The organism is Photorhabdus stackebrandtii, from assembly GCF_011189495.1.
Classification (GTDB): Bacteria; Pseudomonadota; Gammaproteobacteria; order Enterobacterales; family Enterobacteriaceae; genus Photorhabdus; species Photorhabdus khanii.
Map to the genome: position 1 here is coordinate 43646 of NZ_PUJV01000023.1, position 17840 is coordinate 61485.

The 17840-nt window shown below is 44.1% G+C and carries 17 protein-coding genes, 1 tRNA gene and 2 rRNA genes; 2 read left to right on the forward strand and 18 right to left on the reverse strand.

What is annotated here, in order from left to right:
- Positions 1 to 93: 93 nt before the first annotated feature.
- The 13 genes from C5470_RS16605 to cysJ all read right to left on the reverse strand — a co-directional run bounded on the left by C5470_RS16605 (position 94) and on the right by cysJ (position 13120).
- On the reverse strand, positions 94 to 720 hold the full coding sequence (locus tag C5470_RS16605) for a protein-L-isoaspartate(D-aspartate) O-methyltransferase (RefSeq protein ID WP_021323170.1): 627 nt from the start codon (positions 718 to 720) through the stop codon (positions 94 to 96).
- Positions 714 to 1478 (reverse strand): 5'/3'-nucleotidase SurE, encoded by a 765-nt coding sequence (surE, locus tag C5470_RS16610; protein WP_036849634.1) that lies wholly within the window; start codon positions 1476 to 1478, stop codon positions 714 to 716. Before surE ends, C5470_RS16605 begins: the two co-directional genes overlap by 7 nt.
- Positions 1456 to 2505, reverse strand: a complete 1050-nt coding sequence (truD, locus tag C5470_RS16615; RefSeq protein WP_152963179.1) for a tRNA pseudouridine(13) synthase TruD — start codon at positions 2503 to 2505, stop codon at positions 1456 to 1458. The genes surE and truD overlap by 23 nt, the downstream gene beginning before the upstream one ends.
- Positions 2506 to 2508: 3 nt before the next feature.
- On the reverse strand, positions 2509 to 2982 hold the full coding sequence (ispF, locus tag C5470_RS16620) for a 2-C-methyl-D-erythritol 2,4-cyclodiphosphate synthase (protein ID WP_152963180.1): 474 nt from the start codon (positions 2980 to 2982) through the stop codon (positions 2509 to 2511).
- 13 nt (positions 2983 to 2995) lie between these two features.
- Positions 2996 to 3727, reverse strand: coding sequence for a 2-C-methyl-D-erythritol 4-phosphate cytidylyltransferase (gene ispD / locus C5470_RS16625; RefSeq protein WP_166290783.1), 732 nt, complete (start codon positions 3725 to 3727; stop codon positions 2996 to 2998).
- Between the two features lie 5 nt (positions 3728 to 3732).
- Positions 3733 to 4053: a cell division protein FtsB gene (gene ftsB, locus C5470_RS16630; RefSeq protein ID WP_036849631.1), complete on the reverse strand. Its 321-nt coding sequence runs from the start codon at positions 4051 to 4053 to the stop codon at positions 3733 to 3735.
- A 157-nt stretch (positions 4054 to 4210) separates the two neighbouring features.
- Positions 4211 to 4846: an adenylyl-sulfate kinase gene (cysC, locus tag C5470_RS16635; protein WP_207627028.1), complete on the reverse strand. Its 636-nt coding sequence runs from the start codon at positions 4844 to 4846 to the stop codon at positions 4211 to 4213.
- A 1-nt stretch (position 4847) separates the two neighbouring features.
- Positions 4848 to 6290 carry a sulfate adenylyltransferase subunit CysN gene (gene cysN, locus C5470_RS16640; RefSeq protein WP_166290785.1) on the reverse strand — a complete coding sequence of 481 codons (1443 nt, stop codon included), beginning with the start codon at positions 6288 to 6290 and terminating at the stop codon, positions 4848 to 4850.
- Between the two features lie 11 nt (positions 6291 to 6301).
- Positions 6302 to 7210: a sulfate adenylyltransferase subunit CysD gene (cysD, locus tag C5470_RS16645; protein ID WP_152963183.1), complete on the reverse strand. Its 909-nt coding sequence runs from the start codon at positions 7208 to 7210 to the stop codon at positions 6302 to 6304.
- Positions 7211 to 7219: 9 nt separating this feature from the next.
- Positions 7220 to 8632, reverse strand: a complete 1413-nt coding sequence (gene cysG, locus C5470_RS16650) for a siroheme synthase CysG (protein WP_166290787.1) — start codon at positions 8630 to 8632, stop codon at positions 7220 to 7222.
- A gap of 224 nt (positions 8633 to 8856) precedes the next feature.
- Positions 8857 to 9591: a phosphoadenylyl-sulfate reductase gene (locus C5470_RS16655; RefSeq protein WP_166290789.1), complete on the reverse strand. Its 735-nt coding sequence runs from the start codon at positions 9589 to 9591 to the stop codon at positions 8857 to 8859.
- Entirely contained in the window at positions 9588 to 11318 is a 1731-nt protein-coding gene (cysI, locus tag C5470_RS16660; protein WP_166290791.1) for an assimilatory sulfite reductase (NADPH) hemoprotein subunit, read from the reverse strand. Before cysI ends, C5470_RS16655 begins: the two co-directional genes overlap by 4 nt.
- Entirely contained in the window at positions 11318 to 13120 is a 1803-nt protein-coding gene (gene cysJ, locus C5470_RS16665; RefSeq protein ID WP_166290793.1) for an NADPH-dependent assimilatory sulfite reductase flavoprotein subunit, read from the reverse strand. The genes cysI and cysJ overlap by 1 nt, the downstream gene beginning before the upstream one ends.
- Positions 13121 to 13387: 267 nt before the next feature.
- Between cysJ and queD the strand changes: the two genes are divergently transcribed.
- The gene (gene queD / locus C5470_RS16670) at positions 13388 to 13750 is read left to right on the forward strand and encodes a 6-carboxytetrahydropterin synthase QueD (RefSeq protein WP_166290795.1); all 363 of its coding nucleotides are present in this window, start codon (positions 13388 to 13390) and stop codon (positions 13748 to 13750) included.
- 44 nt (positions 13751 to 13794) lie between these two features.
- Here the strand turns inward: queD and queE are convergent, their stop codons facing one another.
- Positions 13795 to 14466 (reverse strand): 7-carboxy-7-deazaguanine synthase QueE, encoded by a 672-nt coding sequence (queE, locus tag C5470_RS16675; protein ID WP_166290797.1) that lies wholly within the window; start codon positions 14464 to 14466, stop codon positions 13795 to 13797.
- A gap of 170 nt (positions 14467 to 14636) precedes the next feature.
- Between queE and C5470_RS16680 the strand changes: the two genes are divergently transcribed.
- Positions 14637 to 16019 carry an amino acid permease gene (locus C5470_RS16680; RefSeq protein WP_166290799.1) on the forward strand — a complete coding sequence of 461 codons (1383 nt, stop codon included), beginning with the start codon at positions 14637 to 14639 and terminating at the stop codon, positions 16017 to 16019.
- Positions 16020 to 16322: 303 nt separating this feature from the next.
- Here the strand turns inward: C5470_RS16680 and C5470_RS16685 are convergent, their stop codons facing one another.
- The 4 genes from C5470_RS16685 to C5470_RS16700 all read right to left on the reverse strand — a co-directional run.
- The gene (locus tag C5470_RS16685; RefSeq protein WP_051477460.1) at positions 16323 to 17105 is read right to left on the reverse strand and encodes an endonuclease/exonuclease/phosphatase family protein; all 783 of its coding nucleotides are present in this window, start codon (positions 17103 to 17105) and stop codon (positions 16323 to 16325) included.
- Positions 17106 to 17243: 138 nt separating this feature from the next.
- Positions 17244 to 17320: transfer RNA gene (locus C5470_RS16690), tRNA-Asp, on the reverse strand.
- Positions 17321 to 17518: 198 nt separating this feature from the next.
- Positions 17519 to 17634 (reverse strand): 5S ribosomal RNA (gene rrf / locus C5470_RS16695).
- A gap of 115 nt (positions 17635 to 17749) precedes the next feature.
- Positions 17750 to 17840 (reverse strand): 23S ribosomal RNA (locus C5470_RS16700); the annotation flags it as partial.

Sequence of the window (17840 nt, forward strand, 5' to 3'; positions counted from 1 at the left end):
TACATAACCATAAAAATTTCCAAACGAAAATAATTTCGCTTATTAAAGCGCATATAACCATTAATTGAAAAATAGTTGCAATAGACTACGAATTTAAGCCAGTTCCCCTTGTACAAGAGGCACAAAACGTACAGCTTCGATCACTTCACTATGAAAACCATTGCCATGACGTTTCACAGATTTAAGAATTTGTGTATGTTCACCAACGGGCAAAACCATAACACCACCATCAGCAAGCTGGAGCATCAGTTCTTGTGGGATATATGGAGGAGCCGCAGTCACGATAATCGCATCAAATAACCCACGCGATGGCCATCCTTGCCAACCATCCCCATGACGGGTTGAGACATTATGCAAATCAAGTTGTTTTAATCTGCGCTTAGCCTGCCACTGTAAACCTTTTATCCGTTCTACCGAAAAAACATGTTTGACTAAATGCGCTAATATTGCCGTCTGATAACCAGAGCCTGTACCAATTTCCAGTACCTTAGCATCAGGTGTTAACTGAAGCAGTTCAGTCATACGGGCGACAATATAAGGCTGAGAAATCGTTTGCCCATAACCAATAGGCAAAGCTGTATTTTCATACGCTTTATGTGCCAGTGCTTCATCGACAAAACGTTCTCTGGGCACAGCAGAAATGGCGGCCAGTAAACGTTCATCTTCTATTCCCTGCTGGCGTAATTGTGTCAGCAAATTTTTCATTGCCCGACTTAGCATGCTCCATCAACCTCAGCTTTAGCTAACCAGTCTCTGACTAACCCCTGCGCTTTATACGCAGTCAGATCGACCTGCAATGGCGTAATAGAGACATATCCCTGTTCTACAGCCGCAAAATCTGTTTCAGGCCCCGCATCATGTTTATCTCCCGGCGGCCCCAGCCAGTAAAGCATGTTTCCTTTCGGATCTTGCATAGAGTAGACTTCTTCCGCTGCATGACGGCTACCACAACGCGTCACCCGGAAACCTTTAATTTGCTCAAGAGGCAGATCAGGCACATTCACATTCAGAATATTACCCGCTCTCAAAGGTGTTGTTTGTAACATTTGCAGCAAACGGCATGTGATTTCTGCCGCCGTTTCATAATGCGATTGGCCATCAAGTGAAATGGCCAATGCCGGCAAACCCAGGTGGCGGCCTTCCATCGCGGCAGCAACAGTACCTGAATAAATCACATCATCCCCAAGGTTGGGTCCACGGTTAATACCAGAAACAACAATTTCCGGACGCGGAAGGACTAAGCGATTAACACCGAGATAAACACAATCTGTTGGCGTGCCATCCAGCACCGAGATATCCCCATTCGCCAGCGTATGAATTCTTAATGAACGATCAAGTGTCAGTGCATTAGATGCACCGCTCCGGTTACGATCAGGCGCAACAATCTGTACATGATAGCTTTCCCGCAATGCTGTCGCTAAAACCTGAATACCTGGTGCAGTTACACCGTCATCATTACTCAGCAATATTCGTAACATTATTTTGATCCTGATTGATGATTTCCCTGACCACACTGGTAGCAAAACTGCCGGCAGGCAACCAGAAACTGATCTTTACCGTGCTATTATCCAGCCATTCCCAACACAGATCCTGAGGCCGAACCAGAATAGCCCTACGGGTGCAATCCACTCTTTCCCGTTTGATAAGTTCCCACAATGATTCATAAGGCTGTAAATATTGCCGTTCAAAATCCGCAGATTGATGCAGTGTTCCCAATTCACCACTGCCAGGCAGTGGCGCGGTTATCTGTAGCTCTCCATCGGTGACCCGCTGCTGCAATAAAGGCAACTCGGCTTCGTCAGCAACAAACCAACTACCACGCCCCGTTAATTGTAAGGCGTCACCATTAATGACCTGCTGCTGCTGTCCAAGAGCAATCCGCGCACTCGCCACCGCATTAAACATAGCACTGCGACTGGCTGAAAGATAAAAGCTGCGTTTATTTCTCTCTTTTACCCGGATTTCATTATCCGCCCAGCGTTGCGCCTGAACCAGATTCTGTCCATCCCGCCCAAAACGCTGTTCACCAAAATAGTTAGCAACCCCACCTTGTTGAATCAGTTGTAATCTGTTTTCAACAAACTGGTGATGATTGATTTCCCGCAAGATCAGAGTAAATGAATTTCCTTTCAGTGCTCCAATACGCAGTTTACGTTTCTGACGATCTGTCGCCAGAACCTCACATCCTTCAAGCTGAAACGATGAAAAATCAGGATCCTGTTTACCCGGTAAGTGTAAGCAAAACCATTGTTCTGTTACTGCGTTACGGTCTTTCAAACCTGCATAACTGACCGATCTAGGCGGTATTCCCGCGAAACGGGCGAGATTATCTGCAACAAATTGGGTATTACAACCCGTTTTACGGACATGCACCATCAAGTGCTCACCTTCCCCATCAGGAGAAAAACCTAAATCTTCGCGGACGATAAAATCATCCGGTGAAGCTTTTAATATCCCCGTCGCTTCCGGTTGCCCATACAGCCAATTTAATTCAGCTAATGTCATCAATTATTCCTTAACCAGCAAAGCCACCGCTTCGCAAGCAATACCTTCTTTACGTCCAACAAATCCCAATTTTTCGGTCGTTGTGGCTTTAACATTGATATCATCAATGTGGCATTGCAGATCTTCCGCCAGATTGACTCTCATTTGTGGGACATGGGGCAGCATTTTTGGTGCCTGAGCAATAATCGTAATATCCAAATTACCGATCCGATAACCCTTTTCTCTGATACGACGATAAGCTTCACGCAATAACTTACGGCTATCCACACCTTTAAATGTCGGATCAGTATCCGGGAACAATTTCCCGATATCACCCAATGCCGCCGCCCCTAACAAGGCGTCAGTCGCTGCATGGAGAGCAACATCACCATCAGAATGCGCCAATAGCCCTTGTTCATAAGGGATACGGACACCACCGATAATAATCGGCCCTTCACCACCAAATTTATGCACATCGAAACCGTGTCCGACTCTCATGATGTCTGTTCCTTCATTTTCTGGACAGATAAAATTCTGCCAATACCAAATCCTCGGGGCGCGTAACTTTTATATTGTCAGAACGCCCGTTAACCAATACCGGTTGATAGCCACAATATTCCAGTGCAGAAGCTTCGTCAGTGATATTAGCATGTTGTGACAGTGCTTTTGATAAGCTATCCCTCAGTAACACCAGTGGAAAAAACTGCGGTGTTAGCGCATGCCAGAGATCTTGGCGCTCTACCGTATGGTCAATAACCTGACCAACACGTCCACGTTTCATCGTATCGCTGACCGGAGATGCCAGAATACCACCACATGCCCTATTTCCCTGTTCATCCGCTTCTGCCAATTGTAGCAAACGTTCAAGATCGTCACGGTGTAAACAAGGACGGGCCGCATCATGCACTAAAACCCAGCGATTATCATTCCCGGCCAAATTAGCCAGATAATTTAAACCAGCCAATACAGAATCTGCCCGCTGCTTCCCACCGATTACCGTCGTAATGCGCGGATTTGATGCAACCTCAAGAGATTGAAACAATGTATCAGCCGGATTTAAAACAACCACAACGCGTTGAATGCGGGGATGATCAAGTAATGCAGCCAGAGTATGTTCAATAACAGTTTTTCCGGCAATAGACAGATATTGCTTTGGGTAATCCGAATTCATTCGGCTACCAATGCCCGCTGCGGGTACCAAAGCAATAATATCAGCACAGGAATGCAATAATAGATCGTTCATTTTAATTATTGAGTATTATTTGGAGTCGAGGGACGTGAATTATTTTCTTTAGATTTATCAGTGACTAAACGATAGAAAGTTTCACCTGGTTTGATCATACCCAATTCATTACGGGATCGCTCTTCAATGGCTTCCTGTCCGCCAGTAAGATCGTCAATTTCCGCCGATAACTGATCGTTACGCACTTTAAGTTTGCTGTTTTTGCTCTCTTCCATAGCAACATCATTCTTAACCCGTACATAATCATGAATACCATTTTTACCAAGCCACAGTGAATACTGTAACCATCCGAGTAAAACCACTAATAGTAGCGTCAGCTTACCCATTTCCGCCCCCTGAAATATCCGTCAATCATCCCATAACTCAAAGAGCGACGCTACTATCACAAAACAGGATGGGGGAAAAATAGTTGAGAATATAGTTGAGAGTAAAGTTATGACATAAGCACATCACCGAAGATTCAATAATGTGCTTATGTTGATGTTATACGCCATTAACCCCTGAACGTATAATGCCGTTCTTTTTCAACTCCGCCAGCAACTGCTCCACTGATACTTCAATAGGTTGTTGGCCTGAAAGATAAATTTCCGGGTTATCGGGAATCTCATAGGCTGAATCAATCCCTGTAAAATGACGGATTTCACCCGCACGGGCTTTTTTGTACAATCCCTTAGGATCACGGGATTCGCAAATTTCCAATGGTGTATCGACAAAAACTTCAATAAATTGCCCTGATTCCAGCAATTCACGAACCTTTTGCCTCTCTGCTTTATGAGGAGAAATAAAAGCGGTCAATACGACTAACCCGGCATCCACCATCAGATTGGCAACTTCACCCACACGGCGGATATTCTCCTGTCTGTCCTGTTCTGAGAAACCCAAATCACTGCAAAGGCCATGACGCAAGTTATCACCATCAAGCAGATACGTTTTTATTCCCCGTTGAAACAGGGCTTGCTCTAAAGCCCCAGCCACCGTGGATTTACCTGAACCAGATAAACCCGTGAACCAAATAACCAATGCGGGATGCTCATTTTCGGCTTCCCGTCGCTCTCTGGTCAGTTGATATCTATGCCAGACAACATTTTCTGACGCCAAATTTTCAATTCCTTCTGCCAATTTATTTACCTCCCAGTAAATCTCTGGCCCCCCAATGGGGGAAATGGCGGCGAATTAACCGGTTCAACTCCAGTTCAAATTCGCTGAATTCTTTTGGCCCTTCATAAACATCTGTCTGAATTTCACGCACCAAACCAGCGCCAACCGTGACATTAGTCAGCCGATCAATAAAGATAATGCCGCCAGTGTCACTATTTTGCTGATAACTATCGAGCATTAATGGCTCTTCAAAAGAAAACTCCACTGATCCGATGGCATTCAATGGTAAATCAACAGCCACCCGTTGTGTCAGGTTCGTAATATCCACCTGATACTGGATATTCTCAACTTTCCCACGGCTCTTTTTACCCGCCACTTTGATATCAAGATTTTGTCCCTGCACCAAAGGCTGTTCAGACATCCACACAACATCCACCAACGCATGCCGGGTAACCGTCATCTCATCATCAGCAGAAATCAGGAGATCGCCCCGGCTGATATCAATTTCATCTTTCAGCACCACGGTAATTGCTTCACCAGGGACAGCAAAATCCAAATCACCATCAAAAGTCACGATCCGCTCTACTTGCGAGGTGACACCAGATGGCATGACTTTAATCTTCTGCCCTTTGCGTAAAATCCCAGATGAAAGTGTACCGCTGTAACCACGAAAATCGAGATCAGGCCGACTGACATACTGTACCGGGAAGCGCAGTAACTGCTTCGAAGCCTCTTTCTTTACATCTGCGGTTTCAAGAATATCCAACAACGCTGGCCCTTCATACCAGACCATATTGGTACTTCTGGTGACAATGTTATCGCCATCAAGTGCAGAGATCGGAACAAAATAGATTTTCAAATCTGTCGGCAACTGAGCGGCAAAGTTCAAATAATCTTGTTTGATCAGGTCAAAAACCTCCTGCCTGTATTCCATTAGATCCATTTTATTCACCGCAACCACCAAGTGGCGGATCCCCAACAAGGTACTGATAAAACTGTGACGACGGGTCTGCTCCTGAACGCCTTTACGGGCATCAATCAACAGAATCGAGAGATCACAGGTCGATGCGCCTGTCGCCATATTACGCGTGTACTGTTCATGTCCCGGCGTGTCGGCAATAATAAATTTGCGTTTTTCGGTGGAAAAATAGCGATAAGCGACATCAATGGTGATGCCTTGTTCACGCTCTGCGGCGAGACCATCCACCAGCAAAGCCAAATCCAATTTTTCACCCTGAGTACCGATTCGTTTACTGTCATTCTGCAATGTTGAAAGCTGATCTTCGTAGATCTGACGGGTATCATGTAACAGACGGCCAATCAGGGTACTTTTGCCATCATCCACGCTGCCACAAGTCAGGAAACGCAATAATCCCTTATCCTGTTGAGCACGCAGATAGGCTTCTACACCCCCCTGTTGTTTAATTTGATCAGCAATAGCTTCATTTTGTGCAAGTGCGGACATGGTTGTTCTCCTTAGAAATAACCCTGACGTTTTTTCAGTTCCATAGAAGCAGACTGATCACTGTCAATCAGCCGCCCTTGCCGCTCACTTGTCGTGGATATCAGCATCTCTTCAATAATTTCCGGCAATGTTTCAGCATCAGATTTCACGGCTCCCGTCAGCGGCCAGCAACCAAGAGTACGGAAACGAACTTTGCGCTGACTGATAACTTCGCCGGGTTTCAAATTGATCCGGTCGTCATCAACCATAATCAACGTGCCATCACGCTCTATTACCGGACGCGGTTTGGCAAAATAGAGAGGAACGATATCAATTTGTTCCAGATAGATGTATTGCCAAACATCCAGTTCAGTCCAGTTGGAAAGTGGGAATACGCGAATGCTTTCACCTTTGTTAATCTGACCGTTGTAATTGCGCCACAATTCAGGACGCTGGTTTTTAGGATCCCAGCGATGTGAGCGATCACGGAATGAATAAATACGCTCTTTGGCACGTGATTTTTCTTCATCACGCCGGGCACCACCAAAAGCCGCATCAAAACCATATTTATCCAGTGCCTGTTTTAACCCTTCCGTTTTCATGATGTCAGTATGTTTGGCACTACCATGCAAAAATGGGTTTATTCCTATCGCTTCCCCTTGCGGGTTGCGATACACCAATAGTTCAAAACCGTAATTCTTGGCGGTACGATCACGAAACTCGTACATTTCGCGGAATTTCCAGCCCGTATCCACGTGCAGCAAAGGAAATGGTAAGGTTCCCGGATAGAACGCCTTGCGTGCAAGATGAAGCATGACCGAAGAATCTTTACCAATAGAGTAAAGCATCACTGGGTTTTCAAACTCTGCGGCCACTTCCCGTATAATATGGATACTTTCAGCTTCAAGTTGCTGCAAGTGTGTCAATCTTTTCTCGTCCATTACCACTCCTTATGCAAAATCGACTACTGCCGGACGGCTTATCTTGGCAATAGGTTGTTGCCCAAACCAGGCTATCTGATGGTGGAGTTGAGCTACCTCTCCCACTACCAATAATGCCGGTGACGGCGCTTGCTGTGCTAACTGTTCCAATTCAAGCAAAGTGCCTGTTAACACTTGCTGCTCTGGACGAGTACCACAACCGATAACAGCTACGGGTGTATCTTCTGCCCGCCCATGTAAAATTAATTGATGACTTATCAAGGCGGATTTCACCGTCCCCATGTAAATCGCCAGAGTCTGATTGCCTTTGGCCAAAGCCTGCCAATCCAGGTCATTACCATTTTCCCGGCAATGACCTGTAATAAAAGTGATACTCTGCGAATGCTCCCGGTGAGTCAGCGGAATTCCCGCGTAAGCAGTCGCTCCAATAGCGGCGGTAATTCCCGGTACGACTTGAAAAGGAATACCTGCTGATGCTGCAACCTGCAACTCTTCACCACCACGGCCAAAGATAAAGGGATCACCGCCTTTAAGGCGAACCACTTTTTTCCCTTGTCTGGCAAATTTCATTATCAATTGGTTAGTTTCTTCCTGAGAAACCGAGTGATTACCGGCTCTTTTGCCAACGCAAATTTTATCTGCATCCCGGCGAACCAGATCCAGCACTTCGCTGCTGACCAGATGATCATAAAGCACCACATCAGCCTGCTGAATAACCTGTAATCCTCGCAATGTCAGTAATCCCGGATCGCCTGGACCTGCACCGACCAGAGCCAATTCTCCCGGTGAATCAGGCTGTTCCAGTTGTTGTTCAAGCTGCTCTTCCGCCTGTCGGATCTGACCATTTGCAACCAACATAGCGAAACGGCCATTAAAAGCCTGTTCCCAAAAAGAACGACGCTGGCGCATGGAAATTAATCGCTGCTTCACTCGCTCACGCCAATTCCCGGCAATTTTTGCCATTGTGCCAAGACTGGAAGGCAGTAACGCCTCCAGCTTTTCCCGTATTAAACGCGCCAATACCGGCGCTTTTCCTGCCGATGAAATCGCCACTAAAACAGGAGAGCGATCGATAATTGATGGAAAAATAAATGAGCAATGAGATTGATCATCAACGACATTGACCAAAACACCGCGCTTATCCGCCTCGGTAAAAACCCGATGATTTAGAATGTGATCATCAGTCGCTGCAATCACCAGAAAAATGCCATCAAGATATTCAGGCTGGAATTCTCTCTTATACCATTCCAGTTCACCAGCTTGATAACGCTGTTGTAATTCAGAGCATAATTCAGGCGTTACAATCTGTAATAACGCACCTGCCCGTAGTAGTAGAGTCGCCTTGCGTGCGGCCACCTCTCCACCACCGACAAGTAATACAAGCCGCCCTTTTAACTCAACAAATATCGGTAAGTAATCCACAATTGCCCTTTGTATCCAGTGAAATATTTATAAGTAATGAAACTGTTTCGAATGAATATATGAGTCGGTGGTAAGGTTATGAAATGACAAAAAGGAATTAATTGTTCTGTAATGGAATATAGGTGACCTCTCTAGAATAGGCGTAAAAATCCATTGCACAAAGCCCCGCCCTAAAACAAAGCGAGGGCTTTATCATCAATCACACTTAGGAAATATCCGGTTTTTTAATTTTCATGTAATCCACATTCTCGCTTTAAGCCAAAGAAGCGGGTTTGTTCTTCACTCATGCCCGGTTCCCATTTTTGAGTTGTATGGGTATCACCAACAGAGAGATAGCCCTGTTCCCATAATGGATGGTATTCCAGACCATGCTTTGTAAGATATTGATGAACACGTCTGTTATCCCAATCGATAATCGGCAAGATCTTAAATACGCCACGCTGTACAGACAAAACCGGTAATTTTGATCGGCTTTCAGATTGCTGGCGGCGTAAACCAGCAAACCAACTTTGTGCTCTCAGACTTTTCAAAGCCCGATTCATTGGTTCGACTTTATTAATTTGATTGTAGCGTTCGATTCCCTCTACACCTTGTTCCCACAATTTTCCATAACGAGCTTCTTGCCAGGCTGGAGAATGTTCAGCACTGAATACTTGCAGATTCAGTTTCAGTTGCGTTGTTAATTTATCTATAAATTGATAAGTTTCAGGGAACAAATAGCCGGTATCAGTAAGAATGACAGGAATATCCGGGTATTCCTGTGTCACTAAATGAAGACATACCGCCGCCTGAATGCCAAAACTGGAAGAAAGAACAAACTCCCCCGGCAAATTCTCCAATGCCCAATTTACCCGCTGATGAGCATCCATAATTTCAAGTCGCTGATTAATTTCAACCAGTGATGCCTCCCGCTGTTCTGTCTCCATTCCAACCAATTGTGATAAGCTGAGTTGGCTCATACCGCCTCCTGCCAATCGTAAAAATCGCGAGCGGAATCCAGTACTGGTTTGATAATATCGGTACGGATCAAGAAATCACCAAACCCTTCATTTGGCTGCCGCCCTGTCGCCCAGCGCCCGATAAGTTCATCCATGATGGATAAGATCGCTTCAGAACTGATATTTTCTTTATACATTCGTGGAATACGAGTGCCGATCCGGTTACCACCAAGATGGAGGTTATAGCGATCAAGCGCTTTACCTACCAACCCCACTTCCGCCAACATAGCTCTGCCACAGCCATTCGGACAACCCGTCACCCGCAAGACAATATGTTCATCACCAATACCATGTTTATTCATCAGTTGTTCAACGTGAGTGACAAACTCCGGTAAGAAACGTTCCGCTTCAGCCATTGCTAACGGGCAGGTTGGGAAAGAGACACAAGCCATTGAGTTTTCACGCTGAACGGTGGTTTTATCATCAATCAGCCCATGTTCTCGGGCGATAGTTTCAATTCGCTGTTTTTCACTTTCAGGAATACCAGCAATAACTAAGTTTTGGTTGGCTGTCAGGCGAAAATCCCCTTTGTGGATTTTTGCAATTTCGGCAACGCCACTTTTCAGTGGCCTGCCCGGATAGTCCAAAAGGCGACCATTCTCAATAAACAGCGTCAAATGCCATTTATCATCAATTCCTTTTAGCCAGCCAATTTGATCACCACGGCCAGTAAATTCATAAGGCCGGATTGCTTCAAATTTCACGCCCGCACGTTTTTCCACTTCCTCTTTAAAGATGTCAACACCAACCCGCTCCAACGTATACTTGGTTTTAGCGTTTTTACGCTCGGTCCGGTTACCCCAGTCACGCTGAGTGGTCACCACAGATTCAGCAATCGCCAATGTATGCTCAAGCGGAATATAACCAAATTCACTCGCCATACGTGGATAGGTATTTTTATCACCGTGAGTCATTGCCAAACCACCACCCACCAGCACGTTAAAACCAACCAATTTGCCACCTTCTGCAATAGCAATAAAGTTCAGATCGTTGGCATGTAGATCAACATCATTCTGGGGAGGGATAACAACCGTGGTTTTAAATTTACGAGGCAAATAAGTAGCACCAAGAATCGGCTCTTCATCAGTAGTTGCGACTTTTTCTTTATCTAGCCAGAGTTCAGCATAAGCTCGGGTACGTGGCAGCAAATGTTCTGAAATTTTCTTCGCCCATTCGTAAGCTTGCTGGTGCAACTCTGATTGAATAGGATTCGAAGTACAAAGCACATTTCGGTTAACGTCATTCGCCGTCGCAAGCGAATCCAGACCAACCTGATTCAGTAATTGATGTGCAGGTTTTACATCCCCTTTCAAAATGCCATGAAATTGAAATGTCTGACGGTTAGTCAACCGGATACTGCCATACAGAGTGTTCTCTTCAGCAAACTTATCAATACCCAACCATTGTTGCGGCGTAATAACACCGCCCGGCAGACGACAGCGCAACATCATCGCATGGCGTGGCTCCAGTTTTTGCTCTGCCCGTTCAGCACGGATATCACGATCATCCTGTTGATACATGCCATGAAAACGAATCAGCAGGAAATTGTCCCCTGCAAAACCGCCCGTTAAGCCATTGGTTAAATCTTCACTAATTGTACCTCGCAGGAAGTTACTCGCCTGCTTCATACGCTCACTGTCAGCCAGTTTACCTTCGACAATCAAAGGGCCATGTTGTTTATCACTCATTAATACACATCCCTCTGATAACGGCGCTCAAGGCGCAGTTCACTTAAGAATTCATCTGCCTGTTCGGTATCCATGCCACCATATTCAGAAATAATATCCAGCAACGCATGTTCCACATCTTTCGCCATGCGGTTTGCATCACCGCATACATACAGATGTGCCCCTTCCTTGATCCAACGCCACACTTCTTCGCCCTGTTCACGCAATTTGTCCTGAACATAAACTTTATGCTGCTGATCGCGGGACCACGCCAGATCAATACGAGTCAACAGGCCATCTTTGACATAACGCTGCCATTCCACTTGATAGAGAAAATCTTCCGTAAAATGTGGATTACCAAAGAACAACCAATTTTTCCCCTCAGCACCATCTGCATCTCTTTGCTGCATAAATGCCCGGAATGGAGCGATTCCGGTTCCCGGCCCAATCATAATGACTGGTGTTTGCGGATCGGCAGGCAGACGAAAATTGTCGTTATGCTCGATAAAAATACGAATATCGCCCTCTTCCTGTAAGCGATCTGCCAAATAGCCGGATGCACCACCAGTGCGGGCCCGACCATCAATTTCATAACGGACAACACCAACTGTAATGTGAACTTCATTTTCTACTTCGGCCTGAGAGGAAGAAATTGAATAAAGCCTTGGCGTTAAAGGTCGCAATAAGTCAATAAACTGTTGAGCTTCTGGCTGAGAAGCAGCCTCTCTTACCATATCGGCAATAGGTTTATTATGAGCGTATTGCTGTAATGCCTGTTTATTGGCAATCAGAGACAGTAATTTTTCATTTTTCGCCAGCACAGCATATTTCTCTACAATCAAGCTGGTATTTTGGGTTAGTTCAACATGGCTAATCAGCGCTTCCCTTAATGGTAATTTCTGATCATTCACCTCAACCTGTTCTATTCCTTCCAACCAGAGTAGATTCAACAATTCATCCACCAAAGCCGGATCATTTTTAAACCAGATACCCAAAGCATCACCCGGTTGATAACGCAGACCTGAATCTCCCAGATCAATTTCAATATGGCGAACATCTTTATCAGAACCACGACCCGTTATTTTCTGACGGGTTGCTAAGGCCGCTGTCAATGGTGCCTGCTTAGTATACGGAGTTGAAAAAACGTCATGTACCGATTCGCTCTGTACAGAAGTCATCGCCGTATTTGTCTGCGCAGGAATACGCTGTTTCAGGATTTCAGTTAATCGCTTACGCCACTGAGCCGCCGCCTCCTGATATTCCACATCACTATCGACACGATCCAGCAGCCGTTTAGCCCCCAATTCATTCAGACGATTATCAAAATCTTTTCCTGCCTGACAGAATTTCTCATAAGAAGTATCACCCAGACCAAAAACAGCAAACTCAGTATCACTCAGCTTCGGTGCCTTTTTAGAATAGAGATATTTATATAATGCAATCGCTTCTTCGGCTGGTTCTCCTTCACCTTGAGTAGAAGCGACAATGATGAGCATTTTCTCTTGAGCAATTTGCTTGAATTTATAATCACCGGCATTGAACAAATTGACATTGAGTTTTTCTGCCAACAGATCATCACGAAGTTGTTCAGCTAAACGGCGAGCATTACCTGTTTGTGACGCTGAAATTAATGTAATCGTCTCCTGTGCCGGAATCGCTGGAGCCACAGACTGAACCTTTGGCTGTTGATTCATCATTCCCCAAAAATAACCAGACAGCCAGGCTAACTGATTCGGTGAAAAATCCCCAATCGCCGATTGCAAACGCGCTAGCTGTTCAGGCGAAACCGGCAAAAGTGAAATTGAAGGTGGTTTTATGCTCATTATCCTGTGCTGCCTTTTACGATTACCAATGTCTGTTATCTTGAGTAAAGAAAATAAATAGGGATAGTTAATAAGGTTATCTCAGCAACTTGCCACTATTTAAAGAAACTATCGCAATATCAAATAACCAAAACGCCTAACCATATTTACAGATTTAATATATCTATAAAACAGTTAATAAGGGCAATTGCAAAGAAAGGAAAAAACCGGGTTTAATTCAGCAGATCAGGTAGAATAGCGGGTTTTTTGAAGTCAGGGAGAACCACTATGCGCACAACTATTTTTAAAGATTTTCAGTTTGAAGCCGCCCACCACCTGCCACATGTTCCAGAAGGTCATAAATGCGGACGCCTGCATGGGCACTCATTTATGGTTCGACTGGAAATTACCGGGGAGGTCGATCCTCATAGTGGTTGGATTATGGACTTTGCTGATCTAAAAACTGTATTTAAACCCATTTGGGAACAGCTAGATCACCACTACCTGAATGATATCCCTGGGCTGGAAAATCCAACCAGCGAAGTACTGGCAGCCTGGATTTGGGCTAAAGTTAAACCCTCAGTTCCACAACTCAGTGCCGTTATGGTGAAAGAAACCTGTAACGCAGGATGTATTTTCCGCGGAAAGTGAAACAAATTACTGCACCAGGAAACCTCCAGTGCAGTAATTTTCTCTCAAGCAATATTCAAATACTTATGTGTTTGCATAGAAAGCCGCCAATTGCGCGCAATACAAGTTTCAATACATAAACGGGTAGCGTCTTCTTTCTGGCTAATAGGTTGCAATGCAATAATACGCGATGAGTTGTCACCCAATGTTGCTAATAACTCATCCAGTGCTTCAATGTCTCTTTCACGTGCAACGGGATGTTTTATTTCATTAGCTCTTTGCAAAGCTTGCTGCAATACCTGATAACCACCGCGCATTTTAACTTTTGGCGAAACTGTCACCCAAGTGGCAGAAGAACATTTAACATGATACGTACCACTGGTTTCTATCTGGCATTGATAACCAAGGCTTTCTAACTCTTCAGTCAGAGGAGTCAGATCATAAAGGCAAGGCTCACCACCAGTAATAACAACATGACGCGCGGTATATCCCTGTTGAACAAACAGTGCTGCAATTTGCTTAGGTGATGCTTCACCCCATTCATCGCTTTCACTCGGCTTCAGTAAGATTGTCTCTAGCACCCGCTGCTTTTCGGCTTCTTTTTCCCAGGTGTGTTTAGTATCACACCAACTACAACCGATCGGACACCCTTGAAGACGAATAAAAATTGCCGGGACTCCCGTAAAAAAACCTTCTCCCTGCAATGTCTGGAATATTTCGTTAATCGGGTAAAACATAAAAATCTCTGGTTTCATTAGATAGGAATGCATTATTACAGATATCTATCCCGCGGACATCAATCTTTATGGTAAGGTACAGGGTTTGCTTCGCTCGGCTAATATGAAGCTCATCGGGGCATTGTGTGCTTAAAATATATCTAGCACTGAGAAAGTGACAGGAATAAATAATGCAGAATAATGAAACTCAGCTGAAACGGGGTCTAACCGGGCGGCACATCCGCTTTATGGCATTAGGCTCCGCAATAGGAACAGGGCTGTTCTATGGCTCCGCAGCTGCTATCCAGCAAGCTGGCCCAGCCGTATTACTCGCCTATTTAATCGGCGGGGCCGCCGTATTTATGGTGATGCGTGCATTAGGTGAAATGGCTGTTCACCACCCAGTAGCCGGTTCTTTTTCTCACTATGCCAGCCATTACCTTGGCCCTTTGGCCGGATTTCTAACCGGATGGAATTATATATTCGAAATGCTGATTGTCTGCCTGGCTGACGTTACTGCATTCGGCTTTTATATGAAACTCTGGTTCCCTCATGTAGAACAGTGGATTTGGGTGCTGAGTATTGTCTGCTTCATTGGCGCAATTAATCTTTGCCATGTGAAGATTTTTGGTGAAATGGAATTCTGGCTGTCTATTGTAAAAGTTACCGCAATTATCGCTATGATTATCGGCGGCATGGCTATCATGGTATATGGATTCGGTCAGGAAACAGACCATGTAACCGGAATTTCCAGTTTATGGGAATATGGCGGTTTTATGCCTAATGGCATTAGTGGTGTAATAGCTTCACTTGCCATTGTGATGTTTGCTTTTGGTGGTATTGAAGTCATTGGTATCACTGCCAGCGAAGCTAAAAATCCTGAAAAAACTATTCCAAAAGCAATCAATGCTGTTCCTTTCCGTATTTTGCTGTTCTATGTCTTGACCCTGTTTATTCTGATGTGTATCTATCCGTGGAATCAAATTGGTCAAGAAGGGAGCCCATTCGTACAGATTTTTTCCAGCTTAGGTATCAATTCTGCGGCTAATATTCTTAACATTGTGGTTATTACTGCCGCAGTTTCTGCGATTAACAGCGATATTTTTGGTGCTGGCCGCATGATGTATGGTATGGCCCAAGAAGGACAGGCGCCTAAATTATTCACCAAACTGAGCCGTAATGGTGTACCGTGGATGACGGTGGTAGTTATGTCAGCCGTCCTGCTGATTGGCGTTGTTCTTAACTATCTGCTTCCGAATGAAATTTTCGTTATCATTGCTTCTATCGCAACATTTGCCACTGTGTGGGTATGGCTGATGATCTTGCTTTCTCAGGTAGCTATGCGCCGCAAAATGAGTAAAGAAGAAGTTAAAACATTAAAATTCCCTGTTCCTATGTGGCCAATAGCACCAATATTAACAATTATCTTTATGGTATTTGTTATTGTATTACTGGGCTATTTTGAGAAAACCCGTATTGCATTAATTGTGGGAATTGCATGGGTAGCCTTATTGTCAATTACCTATTTCTTAGGCATAAAGAAAAACACTTCCCAAACCCGCCAAATTAAATAATTCATCCTTATAAATGCCAGAATAATCTGGCATTTATTTTCATCTGTTTGAGTATGATATAACTAATATTTTAATATCATTGTGTTAAGCAGTATAAATTAAATAATCTTAATCTATTTATATTATTAAATTTTCAAAATTGGAATGATGATATATATTACTTTAATAAGAGTGATTTTTTATTTTTGAAATATAAATCCATTTACACATAACAAAAAATTAATTATATTTACTTTCAATAAGTTAAATGAAAAATCAAATAATGATCTTTCATAAAAAATAGATAAACATATTTTTAAAATATTAATAAAAATTTGCAATAAGAGGATTATGATCAGAAGCATCCGTAGGCATAACAATAGCATTAGCTACATTTAACTCTCGATAAAAAATAAAATCTAAAGGTCTTCCAAATACAATTGTTCGACAATCATCAGCAAAAGATACTTCTTTAAGATGTAAATGTCCGGTAAAACGCTTAAGAGCATTTAATCGTTGCTTACTCCATGCATTAAAGTCACCAGCCATAATTACTGGGCCATTATGTAAACGAACATGAGCACCAATATTATTCAACTGACGGCTATACACATCCACACCAAAACTGAAATTTATCGCATGTACATTAATAACCATCAGCTGGCGATTATCCTGTAAAGAATAAACAGTGATGAGAGCTGATTTAGATAAGCGTAAAAGAGGCTCTTTCTCTCTCAATGGACAACAATAGATAGGATGAGAAGTTGCTAGCGTCATTACACCAGAGGGATGTTGAGGCAATAAAAATGCAGGAACTTGATCAGCTGTCAGATAATTTGAAGTAGCAAATTCAACTAAATCAGGAGTTGTCTGCGCTTCTTGCAATAAAATTAACTGGCTTTCATTAGTAAGCTCCTTCAAAACCTTTCTCCATGAAGGGCGCTGCTGTTTATAAATATTCCATACAACAACCCTAAGCTCATTTGTATCAGTAATCAAAGGGATACCTACAGGTAATGACCGTCCAAGCTGATGAGTTGACATCGGAAAGACACGTTCAACAGGTTGCCCTGCGACATATCTTATTGCATAGGTTTTCTTTATCACGTGAAAAACCTCTTCAATGCAGAACGTAATATTAAAACCATCTGATTCTATCAAATATAATGAGGGAATTATTGATTTTAATATTTATTAAACAGAAAAAACCCTGAGATTTCTCTCAGGGTTTCTCTAGAAATTAAGTGGCGGTGCGGACGGGGCTCGAACCCGCGACCCCCGGCGTGACAGGCCGGTATTCTAACCAACTGAACTACCGCACCACCGAATTTCTTGTCCTTTATGTCGTTACCACAACATAAAATTTCAATGCCAATCAGGGCAGTTTACGAATGGCCCTTCTGCCATTCGCCCTTCGGACCGCCGCTTTTCGCGACGTTCAAAATCACCCTCTGCGATTTTGCCCTACTTTCCACCCATAACACTCTGTGTCATTCTTCATCACACAAAGCTAAATTAAAGCCTGGCAGTTCCCTACTCTCACATGGGGAGACCCCACACTACCATCGGCGCTACGGCGTTTCACTGCTGAGTTCGGCATGGGGTCAGGTGGGACCACCGCGCTATCGCCGCCAGGCAAATTCAGTTCATTCCGACCGTGATGTGCCTGCTCAACACACCACCATCCGAACCAATCTGGCAAACAAGCTGAAACTCTCTCATCTCTCACACCAAAACCCCTTCGGTGTTGTAAGGTTAAGCCGCTCGGTTCATTAGTACTGGTCAGCTCAATGCATCGCTGCACTTACACACCCAGCCTATCCACGTCTTCGTCTTAAACGT

Excerpts from the sequence above, each read along its gene's own strand:
- ispD (WP_166290783.1), bottom strand. The coding sequence starts at position 3,727 with ATGAACGATCTATTATTGCATTCCTGTGCTGATATTATTGCTTTGGTA.
- cysD (WP_152963183.1), bottom strand. The coding sequence starts at position 7,210 with ATGGACGAGAAAAGATTGACACACTTGCAGCAACTTGAAGCTGAAAGT.
- truD (WP_152963179.1), bottom strand. The coding sequence starts at position 2,505 with ATGACATTAGCTGAATTAAATTGGCTGTATGGGCAACCGGAAGCGACG.
- C5470_RS16605 (WP_021323170.1), bottom strand. The coding sequence starts at position 720 with ATGCTAAGTCGGGCAATGAAAAATTTGCTGACACAATTACGCCAGCAG.
- cysI (WP_166290791.1), bottom strand. The coding sequence starts at position 11,318 with ATGAGTGATAAACAACATGGCCCTTTGATTGTCGAAGGTAAACTGGCT.
- queD (WP_166290795.1), top strand. The coding sequence starts at position 13,388 with ATGCGCACAACTATTTTTAAAGATTTTCAGTTTGAAGCCGCCCACCAC.
- ispF (WP_152963180.1), bottom strand. The coding sequence starts at position 2,982 with ATGAGAGTCGGACACGGTTTCGATGTGCATAAATTTGGTGGTGAAGGG.
- ftsB (WP_036849631.1), bottom strand. The coding sequence starts at position 4,053 with ATGGGTAAGCTGACGCTACTATTAGTGGTTTTACTCGGATGGTTACAG.
- cysN (WP_166290785.1), bottom strand. The coding sequence starts at position 6,290 with ATGTCCGCACTTGCACAAAATGAAGCTATTGCTGATCAAATTAAACAA.
- cysJ (WP_166290793.1), bottom strand. The coding sequence starts at position 13,120 with ATGAGCATAAAACCACCTTCAATTTCACTTTTGCCGGTTTCGCCTGAA.
- C5470_RS16680 (WP_166290799.1), top strand. The coding sequence starts at position 14,637 with ATGCAGAATAATGAAACTCAGCTGAAACGGGGTCTAACCGGGCGGCAC.
- queE (WP_166290797.1), bottom strand. The coding sequence starts at position 14,466 with ATGTTTTACCCGATTAACGAAATATTCCAGACATTGCAGGGAGAAGGT.
- C5470_RS16655 (WP_166290789.1), bottom strand. The coding sequence starts at position 9,591 with ATGAGCCAACTCAGCTTATCACAATTGGTTGGAATGGAGACAGAACAG.
- surE (WP_036849634.1), bottom strand. The coding sequence starts at position 1,478 with ATGTTACGAATATTGCTGAGTAATGATGACGGTGTAACTGCACCAGGT.